The following is a 15,606-nucleotide window of genomic DNA, read 5'->3' as shown; positions in this document are numbered from 1 at the left end:
CGGGTTCGGAAGGGTGTGAGGCCGGTACGAAGCGGGCCGTTCGGGGCTCGACGCGTGCCCTAACATCTGGCGCGTGCCGCGCTCATCTGTACCAACCCCTCCGCATCACGCGCCCCCTCTGGGCGCCCTGCTCCGCCAGTACACCGCCGGATCCGCCCTTGCCTGCGAGCCGGTCGACCAGGGGTTGCTCAACCGCGGCTACCGGCTCTCCACCACCCGGGGCGAGTACTTCCTGAAGCACCACTTCGACCCCGAGACAGCCGACCCGGCCGCCATCGCCCGCCAGCACCGGGCCACCCGGCGGCTGGCCGACCTCGGTGTCCCCGTCGCCCCGCCGCTGCCCTGCCGCGACGGGCGCACCGTGGCCGTGATCGGGGGCCACGCCTACGCGCTGCACCCCTGGATCGACGGCCGGCACCGGCACGGCGGGCAGCTCACGCCCGCACAGTGCGGACGGCTGGGCGCGCTGCTCGGGGTCGTCCACGCGAGCCTGGAACAGATCATGCGGGTGCCGCGCCCACCTGTGCGCGCGGTCGGCGCGCCCCCGGCACGCGCGCGTGGCGGCGGGCCCGCCGCGAGCCGCGCCACCGCGCACCGGCCCGAGAGTGCCGATCCCGCCGACACCTTCGCGCTCATCGACGACCTGCTGGTCCGGGTCCGCCGCCACCGGCCGCCGGACAGCTTCGACGAGCTGGCCCGGCACCGGCTGCTGGAGCGGCGCGCCCTGCTGGAGCGGCACACGGGCCGGCGACCGCCTCGCGGTGCCTCGGTGGGGTGGGTGCACGGCGACTTCCACCCCTTCAACCTGCTGTACCGCGACAGCGAACCGGCCGCGATCGTCGACTGGGACCGCCTCGGCGTCCAGCCCCGCGCCGAGGAGGCGGTCCGCGCCGCCGTGATCTTCTTCGTACGGCCCGTCGGCACCCTGGACCTGGCGAAGGTGCGGGCCTACGCGCGCGCGTACCGGCGTGCGGCGGGCGCCACCCCGTCGGAACTGGCGGCCGCCGTGCACCGGGTGTGGTGGGAGCGCCTCAACGACTTCTGGATGCTGCGCTGGCACTACGAGCGCGGCGACACCCGGGCCGATCCCCAGTTCCCGGCGGCCTCGGCGCTGGTGGTGTGGTGGACCCGCGAGTACGACGTGGTGTGCGAGGCGTTCGCGGGGTGACGGCGGCCCGCGACGGCCCGGCGACTCGGACGGGTCCGACGGGTCCGACGGCTACGACGGGTCGGGGTCGGCGGGTCGCCGGCTGCCGTGAAACGACGACGCGCGCGTGGGCCGGTCGGGGCCGCACGCGCGCGTGGAGGGCGTCTTTCGTCAGGGACCGTTCCCGGGGTCCGCGCCCCCGGTCTCCGGGTTACTCACCGGAGGGGACTCGGCACCCGGGTCCGACGGATCCTCCGGCGAGGCCGGCGCCTTCGAGGTCGGTGTCGTGGCGGGCCCGTCGTCCGGCTCGGACGCCTCGCTCGACGGCTCGCCCGTGCCGGTCGCGGACGGCGTGAAGGACTGGGTGTAGTCCGGGCCGGTGCCCGCGCCGGTGCCCGTGTCGTCCGTCTGTTCGTCCGTCGCCTCGTCGCTGGGAGTCTCCTCGGACTGCTTGTCCTTGCTGGAGTGCGTGCTGGTCGGCGAGTGCGTCGTGCCCGTTCCCCCGCCGCCCTGGCCACCGGTGTTGTTCAGGGCGAGCGCGACACCCGCCGCGACGGCGATCACGGCGAGCACCGCGAGGATCCACAGCTTGCCGCGGCCGCTGCCCTGGTTGCCGTGTCCCTCGAAGCCGCCGTCGTCCCCGCCGCCGGACTGGGGAAGGAGCGGCGCCGGGATCTGGGTGGTGCCCATGTCGCCCGGGTGCGGCAGCGCGGCCGTCCCGGCGAAACCGGCGGCCGGGGTGTTCCGGCCCTCGTGCACGGCCACGGGACCGGTGTTCCAGGTGCCGGTGTGGCCGCCCTGGTCGTACAGCATCTGCAGTGCGTACTGGACGAGGCCGCGCATCTCCTCGGCGGTCTGGAACCGGTCGTCCGGATCCTTCGCGAGCGAGCGCATGACGAGCCCGTCGAGCTCCGGCGGAACCGCCTGCGCCACCTCGGACGGGGGCACCGGGATGTCCTGCACGTGCTGGTAGACCACCGACAGCGGCGTCTCACCGGTGAACGGGGGCCGCAGCGCGAGCAGTTCGTAGAGCAGGCAGCCGGTGGCGTACAGGTCGCTGCGGTGGTCGACGGCCTTGCCGAGCGCCTGCTCCGGGGAGAGGTACTGCGGGGTTCCCATGACCATGCCGGTCTGGGTCATCGTCGACTGCGCGCCGTGCAGGGCGCGCGCGATGCCGAAGTCCATGACCTTGACCGCGCCCGTGTCCGTGATGATCACGTTGGCCGGCTTGATGTCACGGTGCACGATGCCGTGCTGGTGGGAGTAGGCGAGCGCCTCCAGCACACCGGAGACGATGATCAGGGCCTGCTCCGGGCCGGGGGCCTCGGCGTTGAGCAGCAGGTCGCGGATCGTGCGGCCCTCGACGATCTCCATCACGATGTACGGGACGACGCCGTGGCCGACGACGTCCTCGCCGGAGTCGTACACGGCGACCACCGCGTGGTGGTTGAGCCCGGCCACCGACTGCGCCTCACGCGTGAAGCGGGCCTTGGAGACGGGGTCCTCGGCGAGGTCGGGACGGAGCAGCTTGACCGCGACGGTCCGTCCCAGCCGTACGTCCTCGGCCGCGAACACCTCGGCCATGCCGCCCCGCCCGAGTCTGCGGGTCAGCCGGTACCGGCCGTCGCCGACCAGCCCGCCGTTGCCCCACGTCTCCGGCGCGTCTGACATGCCGCCGCCAGTCGCCTCGGGGTCGGACGGGCCCTGAGCGCGCTGCTGCTGTGCCATCGGTCCTCGCCGTCGTTTCTGCCCGCGGTCTGCGCGGTGGTTGTCACGGTCTCCGCCGGGCCACGCTACAGGCTTCGCGCACGGCGCCGGTTCGAGATGGACCGGTCATAAAACCCGCAGCGGGTCCCCGGGTGCAAATCCTGTGTACCGCCCGTACGTCGGCTGTAACGCTTCCGCGACTCTTCTTTCGCGTACGGTCACGGAACGGGCACCGAGCTTGACGTGTCACTGCCCTGGGGCAGACTTGGCCGGTAATGGGCCAGTCGATCACCTGACACCGGCCGAGCACCGACGACAGATCACGGACCCGCGGGGAGCAACCAGCCTCTGCCGCCGCGCCGATGGGGGACGCAGAAGATGAGCCAGGACGGCGGACAGGGCCGGTACGCGGGGCGTGCGGTCGCCGGCGGCCGCTACCAGCTGCGCGATCTGCTCGGCGAGGGCGGCATGGCCTCGGTGCACCTCGCGTACGACTCGGTGCTCGACCGCCAGGTGGCGATCAAGACGCTGCACACCGAGCTCGGCCGTGAGCAGGCCTTCCGTGAGCGGTTCCGGCGCGAGGCCCAGTCGGTGGCCAAACTCACGCACACCAACATCGTCTCCGTCTTCGACACCGGCGAGGACGACCTCGACGGCCAGACGACGCCGTACATCGTCATGGAGTACGTGGAGGGCCGCCCGCTCGGCTCCGTGCTCGACCAGGACATCTCCCAGTACGGCGCCATGCCCGCCGACAAGGCCCTGAAGATCACCGCCGATGTGCTGGCCGCGCTCGAGATCAGCCACGAAATGGGCCTGGTCCACCGGGACATCAAGCCCGGCAACGTGATGATGACGAAGCGGAACGTCGTCAAGGTGATGGACTTCGGCATCGCCCGCGCCATGCAGTCGGGTGTCACGTCGATGACGCAGACCGGCATGGTGGTGGGCACGCCGCAGTACCTGTCCCCGGAGCAGGCGCTGGGCCGGGGCGTCGACGCCCGCTCCGACCTGTACTCCGTCGGCATCATGCTCTTCCAACTGGTCACCGGACGGCTGCCGTTCGAGGCGGACTCGCCGCTGGCCATCGCGTACGCGCACGTGCAGGAGGAGCCGGTGGCTCCCTCCTCGATCAACCGCTCGCTGCCGCCCGCGGTGGACGCGCTGGTCGCCCGCGCGCTGAAGAAGAACCCGAACGAGCGCTTCCCGAGCGCCGAGACGATGCGCGACGAGTGCCTGCGCGTGGCCCAGTCGTTCCAGGCTGCGGCCCCGAGCATCGTCCCGGGTGCCCAGACCGCGAGCGGTTCGGGCGTCGGCTCCGCCGTGTTCCCGCCGGTCGACCAGGCGGCCCCGGCGCCCACGGGCCCCGTACAGACCCCGTACCAGCCGGGCCCGTACGGCTCGCCGGCCCCGATGAACACGCCGGCCCCGACGCCGCCGTCGTACGGCTACCCCCAGCAGGCCGGCTACCAGGCACCGCCGCAGACCGCCGCGTACGCCCCGCAGCAGGGCGCGTCGACGCCGCCGCCGTACAACCTGACGCCGCAGCCCACGGCCTCGTCCTCGGGCGGCTCCGGCGGCGGCAAGAGCAACAAGGGCGTCGTCATCGGCTCGATCCTCGTCGCCCTCATCGCCATCGGCGGCCTGATCACCGCCCTGACCCTGAGCAAGGGCGGCGACGACGAGGGCGGCGGCGCCTCGTCCAGCCCGTCGGCCTCCGAGGTGGTCGACCACAAGGGCCCGGACATGACGAAGAAGATGGAGAAGGAGAAGTGCACCGAGCCTGAGGAGTCGTACAACGACCCCGACAAGATCAAGGTGCCCGACTTCACGTTCAAGAACATCAAGTCGGTGAAGGCCTGCCTCCAGGCGGCCGGCTGGAACTACGACCTCAAGGACGTCGACGAGAACACGTACGGCGAGGGCACGGTCATGTCGCAGTTCCCGTCCGCCGAGACGGACGCCGACCCGGAGAACATGCCCGACATCCAGCTCAACGTGTCGACCGGCGACCCCTCGTGATCCACCGCTGAGGCGGAAGCGGACCGGACGAAGCGAAACGTCGAAGGGGCCCGACGCACAGGTCGGGCCCCTTCGGCGTCCGGTCCGGCTCTACAGGCCGGGACTACAGGCCGTGGCCTACAGGTACGGGCCTCCCGAGCGGCCGATGGTCCTGGGGTCGTCCTCGGCCTCCGCGCCACCGACGCCCGGCGGGAGGGCGCGGCGCATCTGCTCCAGCTGGGCCCTGGCGGCCATCTGCTGGGCGAACAGCGTGGTCTGGATCCCGTGGAACAGACCCTCCAGCCAGCCCACCAGCTGTGCCTGGGCGATCCGCAGCTCCGCGTCGCTGGGGGTCCCCTCGTCCGTGAAGGGCAGGGAGAGCCGCTCCAGCTCCTCGACGAGCTCGGGCGCGAGGCCGTCCTCCAGCTCCTTCACAGAGCTGGCGTGGATCTCCTTCAGGCGGACCCTGCTCGCCTCGTCCAGAGGAGCCGCGCGCACCTCCTCCAGAAGCTGCTTGATCATGCTTCCGATCCGCATGACCTTGGCCGGCTGTTCCACCATGTCCGTCACCGGGATCTCTCGGGAGTCCTCGTCTCCGGCGCCGCCCAGAGTCATCCCGTCCTGGCCCAGGACCAGGATCTGAGGGTTCTCGGGCGACCGTTCGTTCCTCGGCATCTCCATACCGCCATTCTCTCGTATGGACGCACCTCCCAGCGTGGTGCCCCCTCCTGGGACTGATCCACCCCGCCGCGCCGGGGCAGTCCTCTCCGGAGTGCCGGAATGGTGACCATATGTGACTCTTGTTCCGATGTTCCGGCGGCCTACCGTTTCCGGAATCTCGACGACTTGGCGTAGACGCGGCGGGAGGGGTCATGGGTGTGACTCCACGGACGGGCGTGATCCGGCGGGTGCGGCGGGCGCACGGCGCGGCTCCGCGGACGGGCGGCCCGGCGTCCCGGCCCCATGGGGGACGGGCGCGGGAGCCTGTCGGACGCGAGAGCCGCGAGAGCGGTGAGACGGCCGGTGGCGGTCCGGGCGGCACGGCCGGTGGCGGACCGGGCAGCCGCGGGACGCCTCGTCGCGGGCTCCGCGCACCGCTCGGGAGCGGGCCGCTGCTGGCCGTGACGGCCGCCGTCACGGTCGTCGCGGGAGCCGCGGCGCTCACCTCGTACGCCGTTCAGCCCACGTACGCCCTCACGGGTTCCACCGCTCCGGCGGCCCGCTCCGGCCCCACGCCAGGGCCCGCGTCGCCCACGTCCGTCGTGCGGCCCACCTCTGCACTCAAGCCCACGCCACCGGGGCGGCCGGGCCGACCAGGGCGGCCGCATGTCGCTCCCCCGCCGGCCGGGCAGCCGTCCCACCCCGCCGCGTCGCGGCACACCGGCCGGCCCACGCGGCCGGAGCGACCGGTCCGGCACGCCGACCCCGCCCCCGCCTCCGTCTCCGCCTCGGGGCGCACCGCGGAGGCCGCGCGTCCCGCCCCGTCCGCGTCCGCCGCGCGCACCCCGCACGCCGAGGCCGCCTCGCGGGCGCCCCGGCCCAGCCCCGGACGCTCGCGGGCCGGAAGCCGCGCAGGCGAGGGGCGGGAGCGGCCGGGCCGGGAGGCGACCGTGCCACCGGAGGCCGACCAGCCCGTTCGCCCGGGCCCGCTGCTCCCGGCCCTCCCGGAGGCCACCGTCACTCCCGAGCCGACCCGGGGGGCCGCGGTGCCGCCCGAGCAGCCCGTCGCCCGCTCCGGCCCCGGCACCGCCACCGGGCCCGTGTTCCGGATGCTGCCCCTCGGCAGCGGCCTGGTCCTCATCGGCCTCGGCCTGGGCGTCGCCTTCCTCGCCCTGCGCGTGCGGCGCGGCTGAGCCGGCCGGAGGCCCGGACCGGCCTCCGGCCGCCGCGGCTCTGCCGCTACCGCGCGCTACGGGCCCTGCGGGCCTACGGCTGCCCCGGGGCGACCAGCAGCACCTTGCCGATGTGGCCGCTCTCCTCCAGGACCCGGTGCCCCGTGGCCGCGTCGCTCATCGGCAGGCCCCGGTCGACGACCGGCCGCACATGGCCGCCCGAGACCAGCGGCCACACGTGCTCCCGTACGGCCGCCACGATCGCCGCCTTCTCGCCGAGGGGACGGGCCCGCAGCGAGGTCGCGCTGACCGCGGCCCGCTTGCCGAGCAGCGTCCCGATGTTCAGCTCGCCCTTGACCCCGCCCTGCATACCGATGATCGCGAGCCGCCCGTTGACGGCGAGGGTCTGCACGTTCCGGTCGAGGTACTTCGCGCCCATGTTGTCGAGGATGACGTCCGCACCCGCGCCGCCCGTGGCACGCCTGACCTCCTCGACGAAGTCCTGCTCGCGGTAGTTGACCAGGATGTCCGCGCCCAGCTCGGCGCAGAAGTCGAGCTTCTCCTTGGTCCCCGCGGTGACGGCGACCTTCGCGCCGACCGCCTTCGCGAGCTGGATCGCCATCGTGCCGATCCCGCTGGACCCACCGTGGACGAGCAGCGTCTCACCGGGGCGGAGGTGGCTGACCATGAAGACGTTCGACCACACCGTGCACGTCACCTCGGGCAGCGCGGCCGCCCGCTCCAGTTCGACACCCTCGGGCACGGGGAGCAGCTGTCCGGCCGGGACCGCGACCTTCTCGGCGTATCCGCCGCCCGCGAGCAACGCGCACACCTCGTCACCGACGGCCCACCCCGACACTCCGGGGCCGAGCGAGACGATCCGCCCGGAGCATTCGAGACCGGGGTACGGGGACGCCCCGGGCGGCGGGTTGTAGAAACCCTGACGTTGCAGCAGATCAGCGCGGTTGACGGCACTGGCCACCACCTCGACCAGGACTTCGCCCTCGCCGGCCACCGGATCCGGGACCTCGTCCCACACCAGCGCCTCGGGCCCACCAGGTTCAGGAATCGTGATCGCGTACATGGGAGGGACGCTACTCCTCGCCTTCGTCCGGAGACGCTCTCACCTCTCCGGACGCGGCGCCGCGCTGCCCACCCGCCCGCAAGGACCGGACGGGCGGCCCGTCCCCTGACAGGCCGTGTCTTCGGCCCCCTGCCCAGCCCTTCGGGCGACGAGGGGAGTCCGCGGACAGCCCTTAGTCCATCGGCAGCGGCCGCGTGTCGGGCGCGGCGGGCCTCGCCCGCGAGACCCGGACGATGGTGATGAGCCGGTCCATCAGCTGGAGCGTGCCGATGGCCGGATCGTCGTATCCGAGCACCCGGTGACCGCGTACGACACTCACCACCAGGTCCTCGGTCTCGCGCACGCCCTTGCCCACCTCGGCCTTTATGACCGGCCGTTCGGCGATGTCGAGCCCGCTGCCCTGCTGGATGAGGTCCTCCATGACCCGGCCGGCGCTGGGGCTGAGCACGGAGAGCCCGAGGAGCCGCCCCGCCGCGCTGGCACTGGTGATGACCGCGTCCGCTCCGGACTGCTTCAGCAGCGGCGCGTTCTCCTCCTCCCGGACCGCCGCCACGATCTTGGCCGTCCGGTTGAGCTGCCGCGCCGTCAGGGTGACGAGCACCGCGGTGTCGTCCCGCTGCGTCGCGATGATGATCTGCCGCGCCTTCTGCACCTCGGCCCGCAGCAGCACGTCACTGCGCGTCGCGTCGCCGATCACCCCCGCGTACCCCTCGGCCGCGGCGGCGTCGACCACCTTGGAGCTGGGATCGACCACCACGACCTGCTCCTTGCGCAGCCCGGTCGTGCACACCGTCTGGATGGCGGAGCGCCCCTTCGTCCCGAAGCCGACAACAACGGTGTGCTCACGCAAGGTTGACCTCCAGCGGTTCAGTCGCCACTCCTCCCGCGTGCGTTCCGTCAGCACTTCGAGAGTGGTGCCGACCAGGATGATCAGGAACAGCACACGCAGCGGTGTGACGACGAAGATGTTGGTGAGCCGGGCGCCGTCGCCGACCGGCGTGATGTCCCCGTATCCGGTGGTGGAGAGGGTGACGGTCGCGTAGTAGAAGGAGTCGAGCAGATCGACGGCGCCGTCGGAGCTGTCGTTGTAGCCGTCGCGGTCGAACCAGACGATGAAGGCGGTCGCGGCGAGGACCACCAGGGCCATCGCCAGCCGTTTGCCGACCTGGCGGATGGGTCGTTCCACCACGGCCCTCGGGAGTTGCACCCGATGGGTCACGAGATGTTCGTCGGCCTGGCGGGCGATCGCGTCCTGGCCCGGAAGTTTCACGTGAAACACTCCCCGTTTCGTTTCACGACGTGCGGCACCGCCCAGTTCACGGTGCGCAGTCCCCGATTCCGGTCATCGTCCAGGGCAGATCGAGCAGTTCGACGTCCTGGCCGGGACGGGCGCCGCCCGGCGGTACGACGACGAGTGCGTCGGCCGCGGCGACTCCACGCAGCATCGCGGGCCCGTTGTAGTGCAACGGCACGGCCCGGTCCCCCCGCAGGGCGACGGGGACGAGCCGGGTGTCGTACGGGTGCCCGTGCACCGCGTCCTGGAGGGGCAGGGAGTACGGCTCCGGAGCGGTGCGCCCGGCGAGCGTACGCAGCAGGGGCTCGGCGAGCGTGAGCAGCCCGGACACGGCCGCCAGAGGGTTGCCGGGCAGGCCCACGAGGTGGCGGCCGGGCTCGATGCGGGCCAGCAGCATGGGATGACCCGGCCTCACCCGCACGCCGTCCACGAGCAGTTCGGCGCCGACGCGGTCCAGGATGGGGTGAACATGGTCGACGGGGCCCGAGGCGGTGCCTCCGGTCGTCACGATGAGGTCCGCGTCGGAGCGGGTGACCGCCCGGTGCAGGGCCTTGGCGTCGTCCCCCAGCCGGCGCACCGCCACGACCTCGGCGCCCAGCGCCCGCAGCCACGGCGGCAGCATCGGCCCCAGCGCGTCCCGGATCAGCCCCTCCGACGGCAGCCCCTCGGTCAGCAACTCGTCGCCCAGGACGAATACCTCGACGCGCGGGCGCGGCACACCGCAGAGCGTGTCGTATCCGGCGGACGCGGCGAGACCGAGCACGACGGGCGTGACCAGGGTCCCCTGCGGCAGAAGGTGGTCGCCGCTGCGGCACTCCTGGCCGCGCGGCCGGATGTCCTGACCGTGCGTGAGGTCGCGGGTCGCGTGCAGCCGGCCCCTGGCGTCGACGTGACCGTGTTCGCTGCGCAGCACGGCGGTGACGTCCCCCGGGACGCGGGCGCCGGTGGCGATCTTGACCGCCTCGCCGTCGGTGAGTGCCGGGGGCCCGGCCTGGCCCGCGAGGACGCCGTCCTCCCGTACGTCCCAGGGGCCGGGCCCGGAGACGGCCCAGCCGTCCATCGCCGAGGTGCCGAAGGAGGGCAGGTCGGTGAGCGCGGTCAGGGGCGCGGCGAGGACCAGGCCGAGGGCAGCGTCGAGAGGGACGCGGACGGAGGCCCGGGCGGGCACGGAGCGGGCGGCGCGCTCGGCGGCTGCCCGTGCCTCGGGCCAGGGGGAGGCAGCGTGGTGGACGCCCTCGCCGCCGTGCGCGTGCCGGCCGTCCGAGGAACCCCGGGGCACGGTGAGGGCGTGCTGCGGGCCCTCGGCTCCGGCGGGGGAGCCGCCGACAGAGGGGGACGCGTGCGGTGGGGAGGCGTGGTCGCCGGGGCCCCGTACGAGGGCGAGGGCCTCCTCGACGTCGTCGTCGCCCGCGTCGCGGCGGTACGGGTCGGGGCGCGGCGTCGGGCCCCGGCCGCCACTGTCCTTGACCAAGGCCAGGGCCTCCTCCACGTCGAGTTCGTCGTCCCGGACGTCCTGTGCGCCCCGGCGGGCGGGGGCGGCCCGGCCGGTGTCTGCCCCCGGCGCGGTCATCCGGCGTCCGGACCGGTCTGCGGCACCGCGCCCGGCGCGGTGCCGGGACCGGCGTCCTGACCGGTGCCGGGCGCGGTGCCCGGCCGTCCGGTTCCGGCGGCGTCCTCGTCCGCCCAGCGGAGGGCCAGCGCGGCGGCCTTGCGCGCGGCGTCGGCCACCGCCTCGGGCCTGCCCGCCCCGGCCCGTGCGGCCGCGTAGCCCACGAGGAACGTGGTCAGCGGCGCGGCGGGCCTGGCCACACCGTGCGCGGCGTCGCGCGCCAGGTCGAGCAGCACGCCGGTGTCGACGTCCAGGTCGATGCCCAGTTCGTCCTTGACTGCGGAGATCCATTCGTCCAACACGTGCCCATGCTCCCTGATACGTGCCCGGGCGGCGGCGATGTCGTCCCAGGTGTCGCAGTCGAAGGACGCGACGGGGTCGGAAATGCGGGTGAGTTCGAGAGCCGCGACGAGCCGCTTCAGGGGCAGCCCGGTGAGATCGCCGTGCTCGGCGGTGAGCGAGGCGAGTTCCCGGCGCAGCGCGGCGACGCGGTACGCGGCCACGAGCGGCTGGTCCCGGCCGCCGGGGTCGGTGAGCAGCACGCCGTCGGGGACGGCGGGGCGCGCGGAGGCGGCGCCGTCGCCGGGGCCGGTGGAGGAGTGAGTCGCGGAACCGCCGGCCGGGGCGTGCCCGGCCGTTCCCGGTCCGCCGGACGTCAGCAGCGTGTTCAGCAGCCGCCGTACCGTCGTCCCGTCCAGGAACGGGAGGTCGGCGGAGAGGACCACGGCGTACTCCGCGGTGGTGTGCCGCAGCCCGGCGTCGAGCGCGGCCAACGGGCCGCCTCCGGCCGGTTCCTCCCGCGCCCAGACCACGGGCACGGCGACCGGCCGGGGCTCGGCGACCACCACGGTGGTGGCGGCACCGGCGCAGGCGGTCAGGACCCGGTCGAGAAGGGCGCGGCCCCCCACTCGCACGCCGGGCTTGTCGGCGCCGCCGAGCCGCCGGGCGGCGCCGCCGGCGAGCACGACGGCGTCGAAGACCATGGTGACGGCCATACCGTCACCGGCCCCCTCGGCGGGGGCCTCTTCGGCACCGGCCTTCTCGGCACTGGCCTCGGCGCCGGGCGGGCGCGTCGGCTCGTACGCGTTCATGCCCCGAGTATGGCTGCCCGCAGGATCGTTTCCACCTCCGGGTGCCTCAGGGCCCGTCCGCCGGGACCCGGCCCGGTCCGGGCGCGGGACGCCGGCCGGCCGGGAGCGGGATCCCGTCGGTTACAGGGTGCGCAACAGCACCGCGGGCTGTTCCACGCAGTCCGCCACATAGCGCAGGAAACCGCCCGCCGTACCGCCGTCGCAGACCCGGTGGTCGAAGGTGAACGAGAGCTGGACGACCTGGCGCACGGCCAGCTCACCCTCGTGCACCCACGGCCTGGGGACGATCCGGCCGACGCCGAGCATGGCCGCCTCGGGGTGGTTGATGATCGGCGTGGAGCCGTCGACGCCGAACACGCCGTAGTTGTTCAGCGTGAAGGTGCCGCCCGTGAGCTCCCCCGGAGTCAGCGTCCCGGTGCGGGCCGCCTCGGTCAGCCGGGCGAACTCGGCGCTCAGCGACTGGGCGTCCCGCGCGTGCGCGTCCCGCACGACCGGCACGACGAGCCCCCGCTCGGTCTGCGCGGCGAAGCCGAGGTGCACACCGTCGAGTCGGACGATCTCGCGGGCGTCCATGTCGACCGTCGAGTTCAGCTCGGGGAACCGCGCGAGCGCGGCCGTGCAGATCCGGGCGAGCAGCGCGATCAGGGAGATCTTCGGACCGCCCGCCGCGTTCATCGCCGCGCGCGCCCGCATCAGCTCCGTCGCGTCGGCGTCCACCCAGCAGGTCGCGTCGGGGATCTCGCGACGACTGCGGGACAGCTTGTCGGCGACCGCGCCGCGCACGCCTCGCAGCGGGACACGGTGACCGTCGCGCGCGGGGGCGGAGGCGCCGGTGCTCCGCGCGGCGCCGTCGGCGGCCGGGGCAGCCTGTGGGGCCCGCTCCGGGGACCCCGCACGGATGGCGTGCTCGACGTCCGCGCGCAGGATCAGCCCCTCGGGTCCGGAGCCGGGCAGCTCGCGCAGCTCCAGTCCGTGCTCGCGGGCGAGCTTGCGTACGAGCGGCGAGATGACGGGCACGGGCCCGTCCGCCCGCGCCCCCGCGACGGCGCGGTCCGGTGTTCCCGTGTGCGCGGCGGGGCGCCGGGCTGTGCCGTGGTCGCCGGGCGCGGTGGCCGCACCGGGCTCCCGGCCGGTGCCGGTGGCCGCCGCCGGGGTGCCGGACGGGCGCCGGGCCGGGGCGGCCGTGGCCTGCCGCACCCGCCTGCGCCGCGCGGGCGGCGCGCCGGTGCCGTACCCGACGAGCACGTTGCCCGAACCGCTGTCCTCGTCCTTGGCGGGCGACGGCGCGGTGCCGGCGGACGCGGCGCCGACGGCGACGGTCAGCAGGGGCGCGCCGACGGGCAGTTCCGTGCCCTCCTCGCCGAAGCGGGAGGTGACGACACCGCCGTACGGGCACGGCACCTCGACCATCGCCTTGGCGGTCTCCACCTCCACCACCGGCTGGTCGACGGCGACGACGTCGCCGACCTGGACGAGCCAGCGGACGATCTCCGCCTCGGTGAGGCCCTCTCCGAGGTCGGGGAGCTTGAACTCGAGCACCTGCGCCATCAGCTCTCCGCCTCCCACTGCAGACGCCCCACGGCGTCCAGGATCCGGTCGACGCCGGGAAGGTGGTGCCGCTCCAGCATCGGCGGCGGGTAGGGGATGTCGAAGCCGGCCACGCGCAGCACCGGCGCCTCCAGGTGGTGGAAGCAGCGCTCGGTGATCCGCGCGGCGATCTCCCCGCCCGGACCGCCGTAACCGCCCGACTCGTGCACGACGACCGCGCGCCCGGTGCGCCGGACCGAGGCGCACACCGTCTCGTCGTCGAACGGCACCAGCGAGCGCAGATCGACCACCTCGAGGTCCCAGCCCTCGGCGCGTGCCGCCTCGGCCGCCTCCAGGCAGACGGGCACGGACGGCCCGTACGTGACGAGCGTGGCGCTGCTGCCCGTGCGGCGCACCACGGCGCGGCCCATCGGCTCCACGGCCGTCGGCTCGTCCGCGTTCCACTCGGCCTTGGACCAGTACAGGCGCTTGGGCTCGAGGAGGACGACCGGGTCGTCGGAGGCGATGGCGGCCCGCGTCAGCCCGTACGCGTCGGCGACCGTGGCGGGGGTGACGACATGGAGCCCCGGAGTCGCCATGTAGTACGCCTCGGAGGAGTCGCTGTGGTGCTCGACGCCGCCGATTCCGCCGCCGTAGGGGATGCGGATCGTGATCGGCAGGGGCATGGCGCCCCGGGTGCGGTTGCGCATGCGCGCCACGTGCGAGACGAGCTGTTCGAACGCCGGGTACGCGAAGGCGTCGAACTGCATCTCGACGACGGGCCGCAGCCCGTACATCGCCATGCCGACGGCCGCCCCGAGGATGCCCGCCTCGGCGAGCGGCGTGTCCGTGCAGCGGTCGTCGCCGAACTCCTTGGCGAGTCCGTCGGTGACCCGGAAGACACCGCCGAGCGTGCCGACGTCCTCGCCCATGACGTGGACGGTGGGGTCCTCGGCCATGGCGTCGCGCAGGGCGCGGCCGAGGGCCTGCGCCATGGTGGCGGGCTTGAGAGCGACGGTCGTCATCGCCCGGCTCCTTCCGGCCCGTCGGCCTCGGCTTCCAGCTCGGCCCGCAGCTGCTCCCGCTGCTCCAGCAGTTGGGGAGTGGGCTCGGCGTACACGTGGTCGAACAGGTCCATGGGGTCGAGCACCGGGTCCTGGTTCATGCGCTCGCGCAGGTCGGCGGCCATCGCGTCGGCGTCGTCGCGGGCGGCCCGTATGCCGTCCTCGTCGAGCAGTCCGCGCTCGGTCAGCTCGCGCTCCAGGAGGGCGATCGGGTCGTGCGCCCGCCAGGTCTCGACCTCGGAGTCGCCGCGGTAGCGGGTCGCGTCGTCGGCGTTGGTGTGGGCGTCGATGCGGTACGTCACCGCCTCCACCAGCGTCGGGCCGCCGCCCGCGCGCGCGTGGCGCACGGCTTCGGCCAGCACCTCGTGCACCGCGGCCGCGTCGTTGCCGTCGACCAGGCGGCCCGGCATGCCGTAACCCACGGCCTTGTGGGCCAGGGAGGGTGCGGCAGTCTGCTTGGCGAGCGGGACGGAGATCGCGAACCCGTTGTTCTGGACGAGGAAGACGACGGGGGCCTGCCAGACGGCCGCGAAGTTCAGCGCCTCGTGGAAGTCGCCCTCGCTGGTGCCGCCGTCGCCGACCATGGCGAGCGCCACCACGTCGTCGCCCTTGAGGCGGGCGGCGTGCGCGAGCCCCACGGCGTGCGGCAGCTGGGTCGCCAGAGGCGTCGACAGGGGGGCGACCCGGTGCTCGTGCGGGTCGTAGCCGGTGTGCCAGTCGCCACGGAGCAGGGTGAGCGCCTGCACGGGGTCCAGGCCGCGGGCGACGGCCGCGAGGGTGTCGCGGTAGCTGGGGAAGAGCCAGTCGCGCTCCTCCAGGACCAGCGCGGCGGCGACCTCGCAGGCCTCCTGACCCGTGGTGGACGGGTAGACGGCGAGCCGGCCCTGCTTGGTCAGGGCGGTGGCCTGCGCGTTGTACCGGCGTCCGCGCACCAGTTCCGCGTAGAGGCGGCGCAGCAGGTCCGGATCGGCCTGCGCGGCCGCGTCGGTGCCGAGGACGCGGTGGGGCAGCGCGTCGGGCAGCAGTGGCGCGGGGTCGGTGCGGGGCTGCCAGGCGGGCGGCGGCGTTGGCCGGTACGCGCCCCGCTGCTCCATGACCGTCATGACGGCACCTCCTCGTGGGAGTGGCTCAGAGCACGCCACAGGTGTGGCGCGCCTCACCAACCGATTGTTCGGTCGTCGGCACATTTTGGCTACAGGCACCGTCAGGCTGTGGACAAACGGTTCTCCACAGCCTGAGATGAACGCAGT

General features: G+C 73.9%; 12 protein-coding genes. 3 read left to right on the top strand and 9 right to left on the bottom strand.

Annotated features, from left to right (window positions below):
- Positions 1–73 precede the first annotated feature (73 nt).
- The gene (locus ACFY93_RS14425; RefSeq protein WP_391357764.1) at positions 74–1,168 is read left to right on the top strand and encodes a phosphotransferase; all 1,095 of its coding nucleotides are present in this window, start codon (positions 74–76) and stop codon (positions 1,166–1,168) included.
- Positions 1,169–1,318: 150 nt separating this feature from the next.
- Here ACFY93_RS14425 and ACFY93_RS14420 read toward each other — a convergent pair whose 3' ends face one another.
- Entirely contained in the window at positions 1,319–2,875 is a 1,557-nt protein-coding gene (locus ACFY93_RS14420; RefSeq protein ID WP_391357762.1) for a protein kinase, read from the bottom strand.
- Between the two features lie 357 nt (positions 2,876–3,232).
- On the opposite strand from ACFY93_RS14420, the gene ACFY93_RS14415 reads away from it, so the two are divergent.
- On the top strand, positions 3,233–4,876 hold the full coding sequence (locus tag ACFY93_RS14415) for a protein kinase (RefSeq protein WP_391357759.1): 1,644 nt from the start codon (positions 3,233–3,235) through the stop codon (positions 4,874–4,876).
- A gap of 117 nt (positions 4,877–4,993) precedes the next feature.
- Here the strand turns inward: ACFY93_RS14415 and ACFY93_RS14410 are convergent, their stop codons facing one another.
- The gene (locus tag ACFY93_RS14410; protein ID WP_391357757.1) at positions 4,994–5,536 is read right to left on the bottom strand and encodes a proteasome activator; all 543 of its coding nucleotides are present in this window, start codon (positions 5,534–5,536) and stop codon (positions 4,994–4,996) included.
- Positions 5,537–5,976: 440 nt separating this feature from the next.
- Here ACFY93_RS14410 and ACFY93_RS14405 point away from each other — a divergent pair, with 440 nt between their 5' ends.
- Positions 5,977–6,708: a hypothetical protein gene (locus ACFY93_RS14405; RefSeq protein ID WP_391357754.1), complete on the top strand. Its 732-nt coding sequence runs from the start codon at positions 5,977–5,979 to the stop codon at positions 6,706–6,708.
- Between the two features lie 73 nt (positions 6,709–6,781).
- On the opposite strand, the gene ACFY93_RS14400 is transcribed toward ACFY93_RS14405, so the two are convergent.
- The 7 genes from ACFY93_RS14400 to pdhA form a co-directional block, all read right to left on the bottom strand.
- Positions 6,782–7,771 carry a zinc-binding dehydrogenase gene (locus tag ACFY93_RS14400; RefSeq protein ID WP_391357752.1) on the bottom strand — a complete coding sequence of 330 codons (990 nt, stop codon included), beginning with the start codon at positions 7,769–7,771 and terminating at the stop codon, positions 6,782–6,784.
- A 172-nt stretch (positions 7,772–7,943) separates the two neighbouring features.
- Positions 7,944–9,041, bottom strand: coding sequence for an NAD-binding protein (locus ACFY93_RS14395; protein ID WP_391357749.1), 1,098 nt, complete (start codon positions 9,039–9,041; stop codon positions 7,944–7,946).
- 46 nt (positions 9,042–9,087) lie between these two features.
- Entirely contained in the window at positions 9,088–10,635 is a 1,548-nt protein-coding gene (locus ACFY93_RS14390; RefSeq protein ID WP_391357746.1) for a molybdopterin-binding protein, read from the bottom strand.
- On the bottom strand, positions 10,632–11,765 hold the full coding sequence (locus tag ACFY93_RS14385) for a DUF6457 domain-containing protein (RefSeq protein WP_391357743.1): 1,134 nt from the start codon (positions 11,763–11,765) through the stop codon (positions 10,632–10,634). The genes ACFY93_RS14390 and ACFY93_RS14385 overlap by 4 nt, the downstream gene beginning before the upstream one ends.
- Before the next feature lie 120 nt (positions 11,766–11,885).
- The gene (locus ACFY93_RS14380; protein ID WP_391357741.1) at positions 11,886–13,313 is read right to left on the bottom strand and encodes a 2-oxo acid dehydrogenase subunit E2; all 1,428 of its coding nucleotides are present in this window, start codon (positions 13,311–13,313) and stop codon (positions 11,886–11,888) included.
- Complete coding sequence (locus ACFY93_RS14375) at positions 13,313–14,317, bottom strand: transketolase C-terminal domain-containing protein (protein WP_391357738.1); 1,005 nt, start codon at positions 14,315–14,317, stop codon at positions 13,313–13,315. Before ACFY93_RS14375 ends, ACFY93_RS14380 begins: the two co-directional genes overlap by 1 nt.
- Positions 14,314–15,459 carry a pyruvate dehydrogenase (acetyl-transferring) E1 component subunit alpha gene (gene pdhA / locus ACFY93_RS14370; protein WP_391357735.1) on the bottom strand — a complete coding sequence of 382 codons (1,146 nt, stop codon included), beginning with the start codon at positions 15,457–15,459 and terminating at the stop codon, positions 14,314–14,316. Before pdhA ends, ACFY93_RS14375 begins: the two co-directional genes overlap by 4 nt.
- Positions 15,460–15,606 lie beyond the last annotated feature (147 nt).

Source organism: Streptomyces sp. NPDC008313 (assembly GCF_042956125.1).
Taxonomy (GTDB): Bacteria; Actinomycetota; Actinomycetes; order Streptomycetales; family Streptomycetaceae; genus Streptomyces.
Note: the sequence above shows the minus strand (reverse complement) of the source record. Positions and strands in the feature narration are given on the sequence as shown.